At 35.4% G+C, this 20,667-nt stretch carries 13 protein-coding genes; 12 read left to right on the forward strand and 1 reads right to left on the reverse strand.

Features of this window, described 5'->3' with window-relative positions; all coding sequences use genetic code 11:
• Positions 1 to 416 precede the first annotated feature (416 nt).
• The 4 genes from CPHY_RS08265 to CPHY_RS08280 all read left to right on the forward strand — a co-directional run bounded on the left by CPHY_RS08265 (position 417) and on the right by CPHY_RS08280 (position 6,453).
• Positions 417 to 1,523 carry a PRK06851 family protein gene (locus CPHY_RS08265; protein WP_012199617.1) on the forward strand — a complete coding sequence of 369 codons (1,107 nt, stop codon included), beginning with the start codon at positions 417 to 419 and terminating at the stop codon, positions 1,521 to 1,523.
• A 203-nt stretch (positions 1,524 to 1,726) separates the two neighbouring features.
• Entirely contained in the window at positions 1,727 to 3,058 is a 1,332-nt protein-coding gene (locus tag CPHY_RS08270) for a helix-turn-helix domain-containing protein (RefSeq protein ID WP_242657994.1), read from the forward strand.
• A 165-nt stretch (positions 3,059 to 3,223) separates the two neighbouring features.
• Complete coding sequence (locus tag CPHY_RS08275; RefSeq protein WP_012199619.1) at positions 3,224 to 4,468, forward strand: MFS transporter; 1,245 nt, start codon at positions 3,224 to 3,226, stop codon at positions 4,466 to 4,468.
• 260 nt (positions 4,469 to 4,728) lie between these two features.
• On the forward strand, positions 4,729 to 6,453 hold the full coding sequence (locus CPHY_RS08280) for an oleate hydratase (protein ID WP_012199620.1): 1,725 nt from the start codon (positions 4,729 to 4,731) through the stop codon (positions 6,451 to 6,453).
• Positions 6,454 to 6,771: 318 nt separating this feature from the next.
• Here CPHY_RS08280 and CPHY_RS08285 read toward each other — a convergent pair whose 3' ends face one another.
• Positions 6,772 to 8,154 carry an MATE family efflux transporter gene (locus CPHY_RS08285; protein ID WP_012199621.1) on the reverse strand — a complete coding sequence of 461 codons (1,383 nt, stop codon included), beginning with the start codon at positions 8,152 to 8,154 and terminating at the stop codon, positions 6,772 to 6,774.
• Between the two features lie 311 nt (positions 8,155 to 8,465).
• On the opposite strand from CPHY_RS08285, the gene CPHY_RS08290 reads away from it, so the two are divergent.
• The 8 genes from CPHY_RS08290 to CPHY_RS08325 all read left to right on the forward strand — a co-directional run bounded on the left by CPHY_RS08290 (position 8,466) and on the right by CPHY_RS08325 (position 20,603).
• Positions 8,466 to 9,026 carry a hypothetical protein gene (locus tag CPHY_RS08290; protein WP_012199622.1) on the forward strand — a complete coding sequence of 187 codons (561 nt, stop codon included), beginning with the start codon at positions 8,466 to 8,468 and terminating at the stop codon, positions 9,024 to 9,026.
• A 180-nt stretch (positions 9,027 to 9,206) separates the two neighbouring features.
• Positions 9,207 to 10,115 carry a hypothetical protein gene (locus CPHY_RS08295; RefSeq protein ID WP_012199623.1) on the forward strand — a complete coding sequence of 303 codons (909 nt, stop codon included), beginning with the start codon at positions 9,207 to 9,209 and terminating at the stop codon, positions 10,113 to 10,115.
• Between the two features lie 424 nt (positions 10,116 to 10,539).
• The gene (locus CPHY_RS08300; protein ID WP_012199624.1) at positions 10,540 to 13,098 is read left to right on the forward strand and encodes a glycoside hydrolase family 3 protein; all 2,559 of its coding nucleotides are present in this window, start codon (positions 10,540 to 10,542) and stop codon (positions 13,096 to 13,098) included.
• Between the two features lie 316 nt (positions 13,099 to 13,414).
• The gene (gene yiaK / locus CPHY_RS08305) at positions 13,415 to 14,419 is read left to right on the forward strand and encodes a 3-dehydro-L-gulonate 2-dehydrogenase (RefSeq protein ID WP_012199625.1); all 1,005 of its coding nucleotides are present in this window, start codon (positions 13,415 to 13,417) and stop codon (positions 14,417 to 14,419) included.
• A 667-nt stretch (positions 14,420 to 15,086) separates the two neighbouring features.
• Positions 15,087 to 16,517, forward strand: coding sequence for a ribosomal protection-like ABC-F family protein (gene abc-f, locus CPHY_RS08310; protein WP_012199626.1), 1,431 nt, complete (start codon positions 15,087 to 15,089; stop codon positions 16,515 to 16,517).
• Between the two features lie 378 nt (positions 16,518 to 16,895).
• Entirely contained in the window at positions 16,896 to 17,882 is a 987-nt protein-coding gene (locus tag CPHY_RS08315; RefSeq protein WP_012199627.1) for a hypothetical protein, read from the forward strand.
• A 622-nt stretch (positions 17,883 to 18,504) separates the two neighbouring features.
• Positions 18,505 to 19,242: a LytR/AlgR family response regulator transcription factor gene (locus tag CPHY_RS08320; protein WP_012199628.1), complete on the forward strand. Its 738-nt coding sequence runs from the start codon at positions 18,505 to 18,507 to the stop codon at positions 19,240 to 19,242.
• 20 nt (positions 19,243 to 19,262) lie between these two features.
• On the forward strand, positions 19,263 to 20,603 hold the full coding sequence (locus CPHY_RS08325; RefSeq protein WP_012199629.1) for a sensor histidine kinase: 1,341 nt from the start codon (positions 19,263 to 19,265) through the stop codon (positions 20,601 to 20,603).
• Positions 20,604 to 20,667: the final 64 nt, after the last annotated feature.

A 20,667-nucleotide genomic window follows, 5' to 3' on the forward strand; every position in this document is an offset into this window, starting at 1 on the left:
AAGTTAAAAATAATGGTTAAAAATAATTATTGCTAACCAAGATATTTTATCATATTAGCTTTTAATTTTCTACCTTATTTTGTAATATTTTAGTTTCTATATGGAAATATTATATCTTTTGGTATAAGTTTACTTGTGAAGCAAATAACGTTGTCTATTCTTAGTTGCTGTTGTCTACGGATGGGGTTTTATTTGAGATACATTTATGGTGATTAAATATCGTCCGTGCACGATACAAAATAGATTACATAGTATATTATGAATAAAATTTAGACTGTATAGATTTGTGCATATTCTAAGATGCGCAAGAATGCATAGTTCTGGAGATAAGAGTGGAAAATAATCACTAAGCAGTTTGTGTTTACGATTAACACGAACTAAAAATGCGCAAAGTCTGTGCAGAAATGAGGTTAACTATGATAGGAAAACTAAAACATTATTTTGCCTGTGGAAATACTGCGAGAGGCTTTCAAAACTTTTTTGAATCAAACTTAGCAGATTTAAAAAAGGTTTATATATTAAAGGGTGGCCCTGGAACAGGAAAATCTACCTTGATGAAACGAATTGGAACTCAATATTTAAAAGAAGGATATGATATTGAATATATTCATTGTTCCTCGGATCCAGATTCTCTTGATGGAATGATCGTTCGTTCTCTTTCTTTTGGAATTGTAGATGGAACGGCTCCACATGTAATAGAGCCAACGGTTCCAGGTGCTGTGGAGGAGTATGTGAATTTAGGAGTTGCTTGGGATACTCAACTTTTAAAAAGAGCAACTCGTAATATTAAGGATATAAAGGAACAGATTACAGAGTGCTATAATAATGCATATGAGAGATTCCATAAAGCTTTAGAGATTCACGATGAATGGGAGAAGATTTATATTCAAAATATGGATTTTGGAAAAGCAGAAGAAATGGGTGATTACTTATTAGAACAAATATTTTCTTCTGTGGAATCCAAGGAGAAGGGTAAAATCTATCATCGATTTTTGGGCGGTTCTACCCCTTATGGAGCAATGGATTATGTGGAAAATTTGACGGAAGGGTTAAATACCAGATATTTTATTAAGGGTCGTCCAGGCTCAGGGAAATCTACAATGTTAAAAAAGCTTCTAAAAAAAGCAGAGGAATTAGGACTTACCACGGAAGTTTATCACTGTGGATTTGACCCAGATAGTTTAGATATGCTCATTTTCCCGGAACTTAGCCTGTGTATTTTTGATAGTACAGCGCCTCATGAGTACTTTCCAGCGGATGATCATGACATCATTATTGACATGTATGAAGATTGCATTAAGCCAGAGACAGATGAAAACAATGCGGAGGCGTTGGAAGATATTAAGAAAAGATATAAAGCGATGATAGATGAGGGAATATATTATTTGGCGAAAGCAAAAGCTTTGCATGATGAGTTAGAGCAATATTATGTTCGTGCAACCGACTATGAGGTAGTAGATGCCATTGTAGGAGATTTAATTGAAAATATAGAAGATCATATAGAGGAAGAAAACAACAAGTAAAAGTAGGCTTCTTGAATTTTTATTTGTTAAAAAGCACGTATTGCAATCTTTTTCTTGCATGAATCATAGGCTACGCAATTATGGAACCGCCCTATAAAAATGATAGGGGCGGTTCTTAATTAGCTGTAGCCATATTTTTGTTGAATTATCATTAAAAGTTATTTATGATAATGATAGAGAAGGGGTGTGGTAATTTGAAAACAGTGATTGGTGCGAAAATTAGAATGGAGCGCCTTAAATTAAATTATTCGCAAGAAGGATTATGTAAGGGGATCTGTACTGTTTCTTATCTATCAAAGATAGAACAAGGACAAGTTGAAGCAGGAGAGAATATAATTCAGTTACTATTTCAGAAGCTTCATATTAACTTTCATATGGACGAAGAGTTTGTAAAAGAAGCTAGTCAATTGATTGATAATCTTTATGATGAGCTTTACTCTTTTGAAGACATGACACTATTATTAAAGGAGTTGAATGAGAGAAAAGAGGAGTATTTAAATAGCCCATATTTACTTGATACTCTATTATTTCTCGAGTCGGACTCACAACAACAAGGAGAAGAATTAAATCCCTACGCTTCGTGTATGGAACAAAGACAATACGAAATTTACCTTTATATACAGTGTTTACAAGGGATTGATAAGTCTCAGGAATTATTGCACCTTAATCCAAATGCATACTATACGACGCATTTAGGGATCATGCGGTGCCAAAGAGGTCAATTTGTAGAGGCACTAGAATTATTAATAAGAGGTTGTGAATTATGCGCAAAAGAAGGTTATGTGAAAGGAATGTTACATGCACAGACCTTCTTAGGCAATAGCTATTCAGGATTAAATAATAATGAATTAATGTTTCGTAGTTATAAAGTAGCTGCCCGTATCGCAAAATCACTGAAAGAAGTGAAAATTATTAGTGAAATAAATTACAATATTGGTTCGTCTTTGTTAGAGTGGAATCAGGTGCAGCAAGCAAAAGATTACCTAGAGAAGTGTACTTATAGAAGTGTTTTGTTTTATCAGAAATATGCGATTTGTCTTGAAAAATTAGGAGATTACGAGCAAGCGAAGAAGACATTACAAGAAGGTTTTCTGAAGCTTCAACAAGCAATAGAGGAGTCAATAGAGGAGTCAAAAGAGGAGTCAAAGGAGGAGTCAAAAGAGGAATCAAAAGTGGAATTAAAAGAGGAATCAAAAGGGGAATTAAAAGAAGAATTAATAGAGGAATCAAATAAAGAATCAAATAAGGAATTAAAAGAGGAATTAAAAGAGGAAGCGGATGCAGAATCAATAGAGAAAGCAAAAGAGGTATTGCAAGCTTGGCTGAAGATGTATGAAGTAGTGGATTATCGGTTAACTCACAAAGATTATATCAATGAAGCGGAGTATGAAGAAAAATTATATGACTGTATGACATACTTAAAAGGGTTGTTACCAATTGGTTATGTAAAGTTTCATATTCCATATTATATTGAAGTGTTAGAAAAGAAACGCAGGTATAAGGATATTTATAGGATTTTAAAAGAATTTTCCTAAAATATAATAAAATATATGATTAAGACGGTTGCATGAGTAGTAATTTTCTCAAATATACCGTCTTTTACTTATTTAAAATATTCGGTATACTTACATTAGCGTGATTATGAAAAAATATAGTCCTAACTAGAATTTACACCCAAAGTTAGCGGGCTATGGAAAGGCATGGTTATTAATTTGAATACTAAAAAATCTACCTTATGGACTCCTAATTTTACAATTATTACATTAGGAACCATCATCAGTGCAATTGGAGGAGTGGCAGTTAATTTTTCCTTTTCCTTTGTCGTTTTAGACAATACTCAAAGTACATTATTAGCAGGAATATTTCTTGCAATATCAATGATACCAGGTACTCTTCTCCCGATTTTAATATCTCCTTATCTAGACCATTTTAAAAGAAAACCAATTATTGTTGGAATTGATGCATTTAATGGAATTTTATATTTGGCTTTTGGCGTTTATTTGATGGTTAATAAATATAATTTTCTTAGCTTTACGTTATTTTCTTTAGTGACAGGGTCTACTGGAACAATTTATCAATTGGCTTATACAAGCTTCTATCCAAACCTAATTCCTGAAGGGTATGCACAGAAGGGATATACAGTTTCCAGTATGATTTATCCTACTGTTATGATAGTTATGAATCCAGTTGCAAGTTTACTATACAAAAATTTTGGTATGGGTTGGGTTTGCATGATAGAAGGTGTTTTATTATTATGTGCTTCCCTAATGGAGACTCAGATAAAAGTAAAAGAAATGGTTTCTCATAAAGGTCATTTTTCTTTAAAAGAATACTGTAAGGATTTATCGGAGGGAATCCGTTATCTAAAAAAAGAAAAGGGTTTACAAAGAATTTATTCGTATATGCCAATTACTCAAGGAATCAGTCAAGGTAGCGGTAACTTGATTAAGGCATATTTTATGACGACGCCAGGTCTTGGGATAACTCTGTATTCCATTTTTACGATTGCAGAATTTATTGGAAGAACGATAGGAGGCATTATTCACTATCGAGTAGAGATCAAAGCGCAGAAGAGGTTTCGCTTTGCATTTCTTGTCTATCAGATGTATAGCTTTATGGATATGATTTTATTATGGATTGGTTATCCATTTATGCTATTGAATCGTTCGATCTGCGGATTTCTTGGAATTAATAGTGCTACATTACGTGAAAGCAGTGTTCAAAATTACATACCAGATGATAAGAGAGCGAAACTTAATGCAGTATTTCAAGCTACATTCTCACTTTCAGGAATGCTTTTTAGTGTTATTATCGGTGGATTAGGAGAGATTGTGAGCTACCGAATGGCGATTGTTATTATGTCGCTCATCAATATGTCGCTATGTTATTTCATTATGTATCGTGGTAGAGAAAAGGTAAAAGAAATATATAATCATATTTATTAAGTTAATTTGTAAAATAAGAAAGTTGAAATATAAATAATAGAGTTGGGATATCAAAAAAAGTTTCCAAATAACTCTCGGATAAGTCTACACATTTATCTATAAGAAATTTATTTTATTTATGACAGAAAAAGTTTGTGAAAAGCGAACTTTTTCTTGTTTTTGAGATTACTTTTAAAAACTATATAATACATAATGTTTCTAGATTTGCTTATACTTCTATAATAGAATTGATTGATTTTTTTATAGTATGAGGAGGCAAAATGAAAAGAAAGAAATGTTCTTGTACAGAAATTGCAGCATTTTTAACGATTACAACAGTGACTGCTCTTTGTACAAAAAAATGTTTTAATAAAAATCGAAAAAACACTATGAAACGGTATTTTGATCTTAAAGATACGTTAGATACGGATCGAGATGTTTATTTTGTTGGAGGCGGTTTGGGGTCTTTAGCAGCTGCAGCGTATCTGATTAGAGATTGTAGGATGAGTGGCAATCGTATTCATGTTATAGAAGCCCTTCCTATACTTGGAGGAAGTAATGACGGAGCAGGAGATGACCATTCCGGCTTTATTTGTCGAGGTGGTCGTATGTTAAATGAAGAAACTTACGAGAACTTCTGGGAGCTATTTCAAAGTATACCGTCGATTGAAATGCCAGGAAGAAGTGTAACAGAAGAGATATTAAATTTCGATCATTTACACCCAACCCATGCTCAGGCAAGATTAATTAATAAAGATGGAAAAATTTTAGATGTTCATAGTATGGGATTTAATACAAAAGATCGACTCCTATTAGGAAAACTAATGCTTATGCCAGAAGCAAAGCTTGATGATATGACGATTGAAGAATGGTTTAAGAACAGCAAGCACTTTTTTACTACAAATTTCTGGTACATGTGGCAAACAACATTTGCATTTCAAAGGTGGTCAAGCTTGTTAGAATTCAAGCGATATATGGAACGAATGATTTTTGAATTCTCTAGAATTGAAACGTTAGAAGGTGTTACAAGAACTAGGTTTAATCAATATGAATCTGTCATTTTACCACTAAAGACCTATCTAGAAAAACATGGTGTAGATTTTAGTATGAATGCGGCTGTTGAGGATATTGATTTTGCAGAAGGAGAAAAGATAACAGCAACTAAAATTCATACTCGTAGAGATGGAATAAAGGAAGCGATTACTTTAAAATCGACAGACCTCTGTATTATGACCAATGGTTGCATGTCAGATAATTCAACTAATGGTGGGCTTCATACACCAGCAAAGGTAGATTTTTCTGCTGCACTATCTGGGAAACTTTGGGCTCGTGTCGCTAGTAAAAAGCCTGGACTTGGTAATCCAGAACCTTTCTTTGACCATCCATATGAGACAAATTGGGAGAGCTTTACGGTAACATTAAAAGGAAATATCCTTTTAAGAAAAATAGAGCAGTTCTCCGGAAATATACCTGGTAGTGGTGCTCTTATGACGCTTAAAGATTCCAGTTGGTTAATGAGTATCGTAGTTGCTGCACAGCCACATTTTAAAAACCAACCAATGGATACTACAATCTTTTGGGGCTATGGCTTGTATACTGACCACATTGGCGATTATGTAAAGAAGCCTATGAGAGAATGTACTGGAGAAGAAATCTTAATCGAGTTGCTGCATCATCTTCATTTTGAAAAGGATGAACAACGTATTCTTAAGGATGTTATTAATGTGATACCTAGCATGATGCCATATATAGATGCTCAGTTCCAACCAAGAAAAATGAAGGACAGACCTTATGTAGTACCAAAGAACTCCACTAACTTCGCTATGATAAGCCAGTTTGTTGAGATTCCAGAGGACATGGTCTTTACGGAAGAGTATTCTGTTCGTGCAGCACGCATTGCAGTCTATACCTTAATGAAATACAAAGAAAAGAAAATTTGTCCAGTTACACCATATAAAAAACAACCTAAGGTATTGTTAAAAGCGATAAAAACTGCATATCGTTAGTTATGAAATAAATTATAAGATAGATGCGAAATAAATTATAAGATAGATGCGAAATAAATTATAAGATAGATGCGAAATAAATCTTAAAAATAATGTTTATGATATCATAAAATAAAATAGAATTATTTCATGAAAAGTGATGTGAGTGAATTCGTAAAATGAGTATGGATAATTTCATAAAACAGATATAAATTAAGCAAGAAAAAGTTCCCTAATTTTCTTTGTCATGAATCAAAAAAGCAGATGGCATGAGTTGTTAATATACAATTCATGCCATCTGCTTTTTTATGAAAAATATCTGATTTATGATAACTTCAACTATGAATTAATCTCTTGTATATTCGCATTTTTACAACGAGCATTCAAATGTTTGTTAAATACTTTAAGAAATACAGTTGTTGTTACAATAGCACAAATCGTATCACTTAGCGGCTCTGCATAGAATGCGCTTTTTGCTGTAAATAATGAGGTTAATAATAGCATGTATACTACATACGAGCTTTTACGGAATAAGGATAAGGCTAGAGCAGTTTTTGTACGTCCCAAAGCTGTTAGACCATCGATCAGTGCATATTGAAAAGAAAGAGGGATGACACCAAGTGTAAATGCTTTAATACCCCAAACAGATAGATGAGTTAAGGAAGTATCCGTGGTAAAGATTCTTACAAAGTACTGCGGAACACTACGGGAAACTAGAAACATAAATGAAGTAAATGCAAGGCATAACATCAATATGATACGTTCTGCTTGTTTGATACGATCAGCACGTGCAGCTCCGTAATTATAAGAGATAATAGCTTGTGTTCCACCAGTTATTCCAACCAAAGGGCCTGTGATTAATAACATATAACTTTGTACAATAGTAGCGGCTGATATTAATAAATCACCTTCGCTAGGACCACCGGAATACTGTAATACAGCATTCATAATAATGATAATAATACTATCCGATGCTAATATAAGAAATGGTGATAAACCAATGGAAATTATCTTCTTCATGATTGCTTTGGAGTATCCACCAAAGGTTATGCGTATAGGTACTTGCTTACGGAATAGAAAAATTAATGCAAATAGACAAGAAAACATCTGCGCAATGACAGTAGCAATCGCAGCCCCAGCAACCCCCATATGAAATCCGAAGACGAAGACGGAATCCAGTATAATATTGCTAATAGCGCCGATTATAACGGTTGTCATACTAACCATCGAGTAACCCTGACATGTGATAAAATAATTCAGGCCAATACTTAGTAAAGCAAAAAAGGTTCCAGCGGTATAGATTGTCATATAAGTATTAGCATAAGGGAATGTTACATCACTTGCTCCGAATTGATAGAGAAGGAAATCTTTAGAAAGTAAAAAAATCAGAGTTAAAGTTCCAGAGAGAATAAGTAACATTAAGAAACTATTCGCTAATATTTGCTCAGCTTCCTTCTTTTTTTGTTCTCCCATTTTCATAGCCATCAAAATGGACCCACCTAATCCAACCAAAGTACCAAAGGAGGAGAGTAAGGTTACGATTGGACCACATACCCCAACACCTGCTAATGCTATGTCGCCGATTTCAGGGATATTTCCAATATACATTCGGTCAACAATACTATAGAGCACATTAACTAACTGGGCAATCATCGTAGGGATTGCAAGCCTAAAAACCAATGAGGAAATATTATCTTTCCCCAAATCATTTGTCTTTTTCATAGATAAGATTCTTCCTTTATTCATGACAAGGAAAAGTTCGCGAATCGTACTTTTTCTTGTTTGTATGTTATAGATGCAATTACAAAGGTTTTTTAATCACACCAAAGTAATATAGTAGCATAAAATAGTAGATTATCAAGTAAAAAATAGAAAATTCTCTTAGGTAAATAATAACTTTATGAAATATTATAAAAATATTAAAAAATTTGTTATAAAATCTATAAGTAATATAACCTTTCCTCTCATATCTAATGCTTAGATATTTTTCGTAAACATATAGTATAAAAAAGATTGATATTTTGGAGGAATCCATGAAAAGGAAAGAATCAACAAAGACCTCAACGTATCTATTGATCTTTTTACTAATGATTTCAATGGGATTTCATCTTTATGATCATAGTAGTTATGGCCAAATTGCAGTGAGTGCAGAGGAAGTGGACCGATATAAGGTACATACAGAATTATTGTTAGAAGCAGTGGAAGAGCTAGGGGTATGTACTCCTGATGCCGCGTTAGATGTATTTATTAAAAGTATCAAGGAAAGAAATGGAGCAATGATGTTTTCTATCCTATGCGATTCTTTAAAAAAGAACTATCTATCCCGACTAGAAGAAACCGATCCTTACTGGGTTACTGGAGTTTCTAGTCCTTGGGTATCACAAGTAGATATAATAAAAGAGACAAAGAAGAAAGACGGAAGCTATGAATATGAGTTATTGGTAAAGACATTAACCTCTGCAGGTCCAGACCGAGAATATAAGGGGGAACTTACCATAAAACGTGTTGGAGATTTTTATAAGATTTGTCGAATCTTTTTTGAGAAAGACTTTGGAATATATACAGGGATAACTTTATCAGGGAATTCTCTGTAATCAACGTAACAATCGAATTATAGAAACTATTTTGGGAAAATATGAAAAATTATAAATAGCATAAAAAATGTCGAAAAAGATAACATCCTCTAGTTGAGAACTTTCTATTTTCGTTGTACAATAGAAAGGTAACCTTTTGAATTGTGTCGTTAAGGTTATTACAGTAAGGAGGACTTGTATATGATACCTGGAATAGTAGCAGAAGCAAATAAAGCAATAAAATATGGGGATTACATGGCAGCAGTTCGTTTATTAGAGCCTGAGGATGAGGCAAATCCATACGTATTATCTACGTTAGGAAAAGCATTTTTCTTTCTAGGAAGATTTGAAGAATCCTATAAAATATATCATCGTCTTTTTTGTGAAGACATTGTAAAGCAGGAGGAAGCTGAAGTACCATTTGATGAATATGATCCAGATGGAAGAGAGATGATGGTATCGATAGAAAATCTCGGTATCCCCCAGATGACGGAGAGACTTCCAAAAGCGGTGAGCTTTTTATATCCTCAGAGTGAGGAGTCTCCAAAAGAAATCTATGAGGAAAGTAAAAAGCTTCAGGAATTGATGGATGAATGTGCCCTAAAGGCAAAGAATGACGAGAAACTTGCAATGAAGCTTATCCTTGATAAGATCGATGTGTTACTTAATTCAAAAGATCAGAGAGAAGTAGCGCTTGGATGGTTCTATCACGGTGAATTAAATTATCGCCGCAAGGATTATATGGAGGCGTATAAATGCTACTTAAAAGCAGCGACCACCGAGGTTCATAAAGCTCTCTATTATGGTTATGCTGGCAATATGCTTATGAAACTACGTGAACAAAATCCGAATCTCCTTGGTATTGCTTCGATTTTAACTAATCGCGCTATAGAGTTAGATTTTAGTAATGCAAAATGGCATTATAACCAAGGTCTAATACTAATGGGCTTATCGAAAGTATTTGGAATTGGTGGAAGCGGACACCAAGCATTTTTAAAGGCTGCAAAAAAAGAGTTTGCATTTGCTTATGAAGCTTGCCGAATAGAACAATTAAAATTACGAGATGAAATTGAAACCATCTATAATGATGTTAGACAATTAATTTATTAAAAAATACGAGGTGTTGATACGTTTTTTGTAGCAACACCTTTTTTATATATTAGAATTTACAATCCCCAATGAAAACATGCTGGACCGAGAGGTATTTATCTGTTAGATTTATTTTTCTCATAACCTTCATATATTGTTGGTGCGCTGGCTCTGCTGCGGCGATGCCGGTGTGACTGGGATTTTTTTTGCTGAATGCATTGACTATTCGGAGTTTTTCTGCCACGATAGTAGTCAGTTAGTTTTTGTTTTTTGTTCTGATAGCTCTTTGTTTGCATGGTGCAACGAATATATATTTAAGGGTTTAGAATATGCAAGACAAACAATGGTAGAAGAAAAATTTGAGTTTTTGATGTTAAAAATCAATTATGGATTGAAGATACCGAAAATCAAGGTATAATTTTTACACTAATGAGGAGATAATTAAATGAAAAAAACAATGCCCACAAACTCCAGTGCCGCTTCTGTGTTGCAAGATGTTTTCCAAGTGGCTTATGACATCGTTGTTGAAAGTTCTTTGTTATTCAAAAACAACAACAATGCCTTACCGCTAGACGTATCAAATAATAAAGTTGCCATTTTCGGTCGAACTCAGGTAAACACAATCAAGGGTGGAAAAGGATCCAGTGATGTTAACATTGATAATGCGGAATATGTAAATATCATTGACGGTATCCGTACCAGGGGCGTAATTGATTATTTTGAACCTCTTGCCCGGCTTTATGAAACATGGGCCAAGGAAAATCCGCCTGAAATAGACAATGAAGGTGTTTTCACCAATTCGGAAATGCCGCTAGCTGCTTATCCAGACATAGTTGAGGATGCGGCCGTCTATACCGATACAGCCATTGTGATTATTGGAAGAAGCAGCGGAGAATTTCACGACCGCACAGATAGCGATTATTATTTAACGCAGGAAGAAAGGAACATGCTTCAGACCGTATCCGATAACTTTGAAAAAGTTATCGTGGTGTTAAATATCGCTTCCTTCATTGATATGCAGTGGGTGAACGACTATAATCCGGACGCTGTGCTCAATGTATGGTTGCCTGGTCATAAAGGTGGACTCCCGGTAGCAGATCTATTATCAGGTACGGTGTACCCATCCGGCAAGCTGACCGGCACTTGGGCAGTTGATATTAACGACTACCCAACCCGCAACGCTATGGTAAACGCCAATATGGAAAACGGCAACGGCACTTGGGGTCAACTTAACGTAAATCCAGTTTATGTGGAAGATATTTATGTCGGTTACCGTTACTTCGAAACCTTTGCCCCTGAAAAAGTGGCTTATGAATTTGGCTATGGCATGTCATATACTACATTTGAGCAGGAAATTATCCGCTATGATGATTCCATTGAAGGAACAATTTCTGTTGAAGTAAGAATCTCGAACACCGGCATAAATGCAGGTAAGGAAGTTGTTCAGGTGTATTTCAGTGCACCACAGGGAAAATTGGGCAAACCCGCAAAAGAGCTGATTGCTTACAAAAAAACAGATGAAATTCAGCCAGGTGAGGAGCAAAGAGTTAAATTGTCATTCGACGTTTCGCAGATGTCATCCTACGATGATTCTGGTGTTACAGGATACCCATACGCTTATGTTATGGAAGTGGGAAATTATGAGATCTATGTCGGCAATTCTGTTAAAAACGTGGAACTGGCGGGTACTTACTCATTATCTTCTAGGGACAACATTCCTGTTATGGTTGAACAGCTTTCGCAGCAGGCTGCTGTAGAAGAGAGAGATGTGTTCCAGAGACTGACCGTAGGTGAAAACGGAGAAATTGCATTTGAGACCGTTCCCACAAGAGAAATTCCATTGGAAGATATAGTATATAATGACCCACCTGAGATTTTGCAAACGGGAGATGTGGGGCTTAAATTGTCCGACGTACTTATAGACCCAAATCTGATGGACGCTTTTATTGCCCAGCTTACAGACGAAGAAATGGCTTGGCTCACCTGCGGAAATCCTTCTGTCCGCTTTCAGGATTATGGTCCTATAGCGGGTGGGTTTGGCGGTTGGAATGGTGAAGATCCATCTGGTTCCGATCTCAGTAAATATGGTGTTACTTTAACAGCGGATGGTACCATAGAGGCGGGGGTTGGCAATCAGAATGCGAAAGCTGGTCCCGATCTCACTACTTATGGAATTAATGCTGTTAAAACAGTGGATGGTCCCGCAGGTATCCGCTTCGTCGTCGTACCCTTACTGCCACCACCGACACCAAACATTCAGTTCCCAAGTGCCACTGCGGTAGCCGCTACCTTTAATATTGCTCTGATTGAGCAAGAAGGCGTAACGATTGCCAGGGAAGCCAACTCATATAATATTGATATCTGGCTTGCCCCAGGCATGAACATCCACCGTGATCCGCTCAGCGGCAGAAACTTTGAGTATTATTCCGAAGACCCACTGGTAAGCGGTATGTCTGCGGTGGCGGTAACGCAGGGCGCGCAGTCCCAGGGCATGCAGGTGATCTTAAAACACTTTGCGGCCAACAACCAGGAAATAGACCGAAAAACTTCTAATTCGATATTATCTGAAAGGGCATTGCGCGAAATTTATCTGAAAGGATTTGAAATTGCGGTTAAAAAAACCAATGCATCAGGTATTATGGCAGCCTACCCCATGATTAATGGAAGCCACGGAGCATCCAACTATGAAACTCTCACAAACATACTGCGGGGGGAATGGGGATTTGACGGTTTGGTTATGAGTGATTGGAACCCAAATTTTGACAACGGACAAGGATCTATGGTTCGTGCCCAATGCGAAGTACGCATGCCTGAAGGATATGGAGGAAACGCCAGCCAAGTTTTAGAGGCTCTTAGCAATGGCTTGTTGACCCGCGGTCAGCTGCAAAGAGGCGTTAAAAACATCCTGAATACTATGATGAGATCCAATACGTTCCGTGATGCGAACGGCTATGAACGCAACCTGATGACATATAATGATGATGACGAAAATATTCTGGGTTAGCGATTCTGGCTTTTTATTCGCTGCTAAGAGTTGTGTAGCGAGTAAATAGTGACATGCCCGAATAGTTATATTCATTTTCACATAAGAAATCGATAAGCATTCTTATAAGAATATAGATTTACGAATATTAGTAAAAAGGCAGACGAAACACTTAATTAATGTTTCTTCTGCCTTTTTTGGTGACATGCGATAGACAATGGCGGGGGGAATCTTGTAAATCAATTAAAATCTGTTATAATACAGAGAGATATTAGATACAGCTGGCACTTACATTAGTTAACTTATTATAAAAGTAGACGTAGGAGGACAAAACAAGATGAGAATCCAGTATGACGATATGGTAAAAGAATTCACGAGAGTATTAATCAAATATGGTTTTTCTGAAGAAAAGGCTAAGCTTAGTGCAAAATTGTTTGCTGATAACAGTTTGGATGGAGTGTATTCACATGGTGTTAACCGCTTTCCAAGGGTTATTTCCTATATAGAAAAAGGATATATTAAACCTGAACAGACCGCAGCGAAGACTGAAGCATTCGGATGTGTGGAACGTTGGGATGGCAATCTTGGAATGGGAAATTTGAATGCTCAGATTTGTATGGATCGTGCAATTGAGCTTTCCAGAACACATGGAATCGGCTGTATTGCCATTAAAAACACGAATCATTGGATGAGAGGCGGTGCATACGGCTGGCAGGCTGCCAATGCAGGGTGTATAGGAATTTGCTGGACAAATACGATGCCTAATATGCCTGCTTGGGGTGCTAAGGACCGACGTATTGGTAATAATCCTTTTATTGTTGCAATCCCTAGAAGTAGTGGAGCCCATGTTGTAGCAGACTGTGCGATGTCACAATTTTCATACGGTAAGGTAGAAGAATATAGATTGAACGGTAAAAAACTCCCTATTCCAGGCGGTTATGATGAAAATGATGAAATCACTAATGATCCTGCGGCAATTGAAAAAACGAGTCGTATACTGCCAATGGGATATTGGAAAGGTTCAGGATTGTCAATTGCTTTTGATTTGATAGCAACCGTCCTTTCTGGTGGTAATTCGGTTACGGAGATTGGTAAGCTTGGGGAAGATGAATTTGCGATTTCCCAGGTAATGATTGCAATAGATCCATCACATTTTAATGATGTTGCTTTAACAGACGAACTTATAAATAATGTTCTGGACGATATCAAAGCTTCTGTTCCTGTTAAGGAAAATGGTTCAATTTATTATCCGGGTGAGAGTTCTCTCAATACAAGAATTGAAAATACGGAACATGGAATACCTGTACAGGAAGAGATTTGGGAAAAAATCCTGTTGATGTAAGAAATTTGGATAAATATAGTTGATATAATGGATTTGGAAAAAATCAGGTCGATGTAAAAGATTTGGCAAAAATCAAGTTGATGCAATAGAAAACCGTTATAAGAGTTCAATTGCAGGTATCTGGAAACAATAGGAGTAAATTGTTTTTGGATACCTGTTTCTATATAGTTCTCTTTTTGAGATAGCTGTGAGTTAATCCTTTTTAGTCATAATAAGTTTAATATCTTTAGTGATAACAAATTAAATGTATAATTGTTATAGCAAATTAATGTATATATACGCAATCCAAATTTAATGTATAATTAACGCAAATAAAATTAATGAATCATAGATACAAATAAAATTAAATGTATAATTTGACATAAAGTATTTACAATAGTATAATGTTGATAGAAAAGAAAAAGGTGGTATAAGAGAACATGAATATATAGTGACTGAACAAAGTAATTGGTAGATGAAGAGTAACTTTGCCGAGTAGTATAGGTAAAGTCTATTTATGTTTCCATTTCGTTTAGTCATGAGACATTCTATTGGTATCGGAAGATACTGGAATAGTCATGTTCAGAATATCACTTGGTATAACCATATTCATTTGAGATGGTTATATTTAAGAAACGATGTTTTAGATCCGTTCTGAACGAAGTGGTGTTTAGGAGGGATTTTTTTTATGCTATTATATGGACAGAATATAAAAAAAGAGTATGGCATACAAAGTGTGTTAGATATAAGTAAACTTGCAATTGAAGATGGAGATCGTATTGGTCTAGTTGGAAGAAATGGTGTTGGCAAAAGTACCTTATTTGGTATATTAAGTGGAAGAATCGACTGTGATGAGGGAGTTATAAAGAGAGATTGCGAAATCGCTGAAATATTACAAAGCGGTGAGACCGATGGTGATGCAGAAGGTAGTCTACGAAGTAGATTTAAGTTAAAAGATAGTGCGGTAAAAAGTGGTGGAGAAAAAACAAGGCTTGCAATAGCGTCTGCTTTCTCAAAACATGCACCATTGCTATTTGCAGATGAGCCTACTACCAATTTAGATGTAAAAGGAATTGAACTCCTAGAGAAGATGCTATGTGGATATCGTGGTGCAGTTGTTCTAATTTCGCATGATAGAGAGTTATTAGACAAAGTGTGCAATCAAATTTGGGAGCTAGAAGACGGAGAGCTAAAGATCTTTCAGGGTAACTATACTTCTTGGTATGAACAGCGAAAGAGAGAGCGTGAATTTGAACAATTTGAGTACCGTCAGTATGTGAATGAGAAAAAACGGTTAGAAAAAACAATTTCAGAGGTAAAGCAGGAAGCAGTTAAAGTAGGAAAGCCTCCAAAACGAATGAGTTCCAGTGAATGGATGTTATATAAAGGAACCGCTTCCATTCAACAAGGTCATGTTCAAGGAAGGGCCAGTGCTTTAATTAGTAGACTCAGTCATATGGAGAAGAAAGAAAGGCCAAAAGACCTGCCTGAAGTGTCAATGAAACTTGGAGAAATGTCAAAGATAAAGGCAAAGGTTGCAGCAAAAGCTGAGGATATCTCGATTTCTTTTGGAGCCCGTTCCATATTAGAGGACACCAGTATAGCAATAGAAACTGGGAAGAAGACCTTTTTATTAGGTGAAAATGGAACTGGAAAATCTAGTCTGATTAAAGCCATTCTACAAGAGAATGAGCATACCTTTATAACCAAAGATGCAAAGATAGGATATTTTTCGCAGGAGCAGGAGAATTTAAACTATGAGGAAACAGTCATAGAGAATGTAGTATCAACTTCTGTAGTCCCACGTCATATTTGTAGAGCTGTACTGGCAAATCTCTATATGAAGGAAAATGATATTGAGAAAAAAGTACGAGTTTTATCAGGCGGGGAGAGGGTGAAGACAGCAATAGCGAAAGTCTTAGTGTCTGGTTGTAATTTCCTTGTTCTAGATGAACCAACTAATCATATGGACATTTATACAATGGAAGGTTTGGAACAATTATTATCAAGTTATGATGGAACATTATTTGTGATATCACATGATCGAAAGCTCGTTGAGAACCTAGCGGATATTGTATATGAAATTTCTGATCAAAAGATTCGTAAGTTAGATATTTAAAAGATTTTTATTCAAACAAGGGAAAGTACGCAAAGCGTACTTTTTCTTGTTTTTTAGGGCAGAAAGATTTCTATCTTTGGCCCTATTTTTTTGCCTGATAAAATTCTGAAAGGTGAGACATACAATCATGAGCACTGTGCTTATGTAGCCACTGCTTTTATATTTTAAATTCTGCATAGAAAATCAAAAATCCGCACATTTTAGCTAACATCTGAAATAATATTACATATTATATTATTAGTAAAAACATGTTACCAATGAATTCTAACATTCTTATAGAAGTAGGCATGAATCATTAGTTTCTTAACATATACATAGAATAGGTCATGTTAAGGTAAGAAAAAGGGACAACTTCTTCTCCTTACATTGGAGGGTGATATGAAAGAAATTATAATATTAATCATTGCGTTGTTGCTTGCTGGAATAGCATACACTTGCCTAAGGCAGAGAAAAAATTCCTGTAATCAGTATTCTAGGTTTCAGAAAAAAGATGGGGCAAAAGTGAAAAAGGATTCCTGGTTTCAAAATATATGGGGGGAGAAAAAGGAAGCGCAAGAGGAAAAACAAGTGGAAAAGAAGCTAATTTTTAAAGAAAGACAAACGAAAGAAGTAGAAAATATAATCAAAGAGTATTCAGGGAGTAATGAAATAAGAAAAGAAAATCCAATGGTAATGAAGCAAAAGATTATAGAAGATTACATGGAAGTATATCAAAAATGTGAAGATTATAGGCAAGAGGAGAACTATAATAAATTACTGATTAGTATAGTACCTTCCATCCAAAGAAGTTTAGGATTATGTCATTATATCTTACCAAAAAAAGAATTATGCTCAGATGTTCCTAGATTAACAAGTGAAATAAAAGAATCCTTAGTGAGTAGTATAAAAGAAGCTGGATTTTTGCTCAATTCTTCCGGTAAGTTTGTTATTTCTTCAATTGATTCCGAATTGGAGCGTACAAGACTAATGCAATTAAACATTGAGGATTTAAAAGAAAGACTCAAGAAGAAAAAATCAGAAGTAGCAACAATACATCGGTATAATGAAATGAAAAAAATTTGCAAAGAATCGGCATCATGGATTTCTAGATTACAGATTATCCTTGAACAGATTGTAGAACAAGAAGAAGTATTGGAGACTTATCGTAATGAGTTTAATGATATTTGTGCCATGTTGGAACAAATATTTGAACAAAATGGATTTCAATTTTTATACTATGAAGATTTGGTGGAAGAGTCTAAAATAGCAAAAAGTTTTCGAAACTTAGAGGACTGTTCTTATTCATATCCAGCATTGTGTAGAAAAATAGAACAAATTGGGTTTCAGATTTATCTCAATTATTGCGGCTGCTATAAGGAGTTTTAAATTATAATAGACATATGTTCCTATAGGAGTATTCTGCTTTTTGATTTAGTTAGAAAAGTAAGTATAATATAATCAAGTAAAAGTATGCTTCTCGAACTTTTACTTTCTATGAAGAATGGTGGTGAATCGAAAGAAGGATTCACCACCAATTTTTGAATCTAAATATTTATTGGGAACATAAAAAAGCAAATAGGATACAATGTTACCCCAAAATCTTTAAATTGGCATATTGTATTTAGTTGGTAAATAATTCAATTATTTAACGAAAGAGAGTTTAGGTAATAGTGTAGGATAACGTTCAGATAATCTTCAAACGTGCGGGATAAATATGAATATACTATTATTGCACTAACAATCAAATAGGTATTTATATTTGAAATATAATATGTTATGCTACTGTTATTTTCTTATGACGAAAAGAGAAAATTAATGTGAATAAGGTAAAAACTATTCTATATTTGGGTTCCAAAAGGTATTTAGTGGAAAGTTCAAAACTTTAATTGGAGCATTGGGGAACTAACATCCGCCATTGGATTAAAATAATAGGAAAATACGCAAAGCAGATCCCTGCCGACACCGGTGAGAGAAGCATACTGCTAGAAAGAGAGGAAGGTAAGCAATTATGTTAACTATACTTCTATGTGATGACAATAAGGAAACCCTTAGCCAATACGCCGGACTGACCCAAAAAATAGCCAGGAAAAATAAAGTTGAAGTTGTAATTTCTGCTTTCAGTTCCGGAGAACAGTTGCTGTTCCATCTGTCTGATAACCCAGATAAAGCTGATATCATCTATCTGGATATTCTCATGAGTAAACTAAACGGGTTGGATACTGCTAGGAAGCTCAGGGAGCTTGAATGCAAAGCGGAGATAGTTTTTCTGACCACAAGTGAGGATTATGTTTTTGATGCTTTTGATGTCTCACCTGTTCAGTATTTGATAAAAGCGACAATGTCTGCAGAAAAATTTGAGCAGGTATTTCTTAGGGCTTTGGCATTGGTTCAAAAAAAAGCAACCGATATGTTTCTATGTGAATCAGCGAATACTCAAACGGTTATCCCAATTAAGGATATCTCTTTTTTTGAAATCTGGAAACGGGTCGTAACTGTCCATTACAACAGAACGGAGACCATCAACTTTTATTCAAAAATGGAAGAACTTGAAAAACAGCTGCTTAATAAGGGATTTGTCCGGATACACCGCTCTTATATTGTGAACCTGACTTATATTTCAAAATTCCAGCAGAACAGCCTGTATCTAAAGACCGGCGAAAACGTACCGATAGGCGTTACATACATGAAGCAGGTCAGGCGGGCATTTTTTGATTATATTAGCAGTGCCAGCATTCATAGATTCTGATGATAAAGAGGTAAAAAAGTATGCATCTGTTAGTATTCGCTTTTCTAGTTCTTATTTATGATATCTATATGTTCAGTTACTTCATTCACATGTTTCCAGCGAAAAGAAACTATTGTCTTTTTTATGCAGCTGCAGTTGCTATCAATATCGGCATAACCATTCCAGCCTATATGTATCTGGACCACCGTATCGCAGTCTTTTTTATGATGGGTTCGATTATGTTAGGATCTCATTTGTTATTTCGCGCTAACTGGGTGCAAATCATTTATGCAAGCAGTGTTTATATGTTTTCTTTATATAGCAGCAGAGGGATTGTCTGTTCAATCTATTCAATCGTTTTGCAAACCAGCGTCAAAGATGTTCTCCAGCATGAAATTTATTATGATTTGGTAGCCGCATCGGCTGTATTCCTTTCGATACTGAGTATCCAGTTTGTACGTAAGGTAATTGTTCCGGATAGTAAGGCTAAGCTAGCGCTTTATAATAGAGAACATATTAGATTTACCGTTATATATATGATATTCCATATGGTATTTCTAATGATTGTAAATGACGGGCGTTATTTTGATGATGTAAGATCTGCTTGGTATTCATTCTTGTATTTAGGAGCTTGTATCATAAGTAAGCTATGTCAGCAACTTGTTTTTCAACATATAGCCAAGGTATCAGAACTTCTTGAATACCAGAAACATTCCCATAAGTTACAGGAACAGCTATCCTATCAAATACGCCATTATCAATCATACTGCAGATTTACAGAGAGCTACCGGATATTCCGACACGACTATGAGAAGATGATGACTTCTGTGAAAACTTTATTAAACAGCAAAGAGTATGAGCGGGCAACACGAATGCTTGATAATATTCATGACACGATGCAACGAGATGTACTTATTCATAAAACCTACTCCAACAATGTCCTGTTGGATGCCATTTTGCAGAATGCAGCCAAAGCAGGTGAGGAAAAGGGCATCCGCTTTTGGGCACATGCACATCTTCCAGAAGATGTTCCGATGTCAGAGCTAGATATCGTCCGTGTTTTTTCAAATGCAATTGATAACGCCTTAGAAGCCTGCAGTAAAATATCAGGGAAAGAACGGTTTATTGAGATAACAAGTTCCGGAAGTAAGGAGTGGGCAACTATTGAGATAGGCAATTCTTTTAATGGTGAACTTTCAATGGTAGGCGGTGAACAGGAAACCTCGAAAGATGATAAGGATTTTCATGGATTTGGGTTACGAATCATAAAGGAAGTGGTTGAAGATACTGGTGGATTGGTATTGATAGAACTTGATCAGGAAAAAAAGATCTTTAAAATCAGAGTTTGCATTCCCAGAGTTTCATCTCAAAATATTATATAAGTATATTTATGCTTCGAATTGTACGAAAGGTGATAATTACTGACTTTTTTCGTTAACTCACTTT

The sequence above is a fragment of the Lachnoclostridium phytofermentans ISDg genome (assembly GCF_000018685.1).
Taxonomy (GTDB): Bacteria; Bacillota; Clostridia; order Lachnospirales; family Lachnospiraceae; genus Lachnoclostridium; species Lachnoclostridium phytofermentans.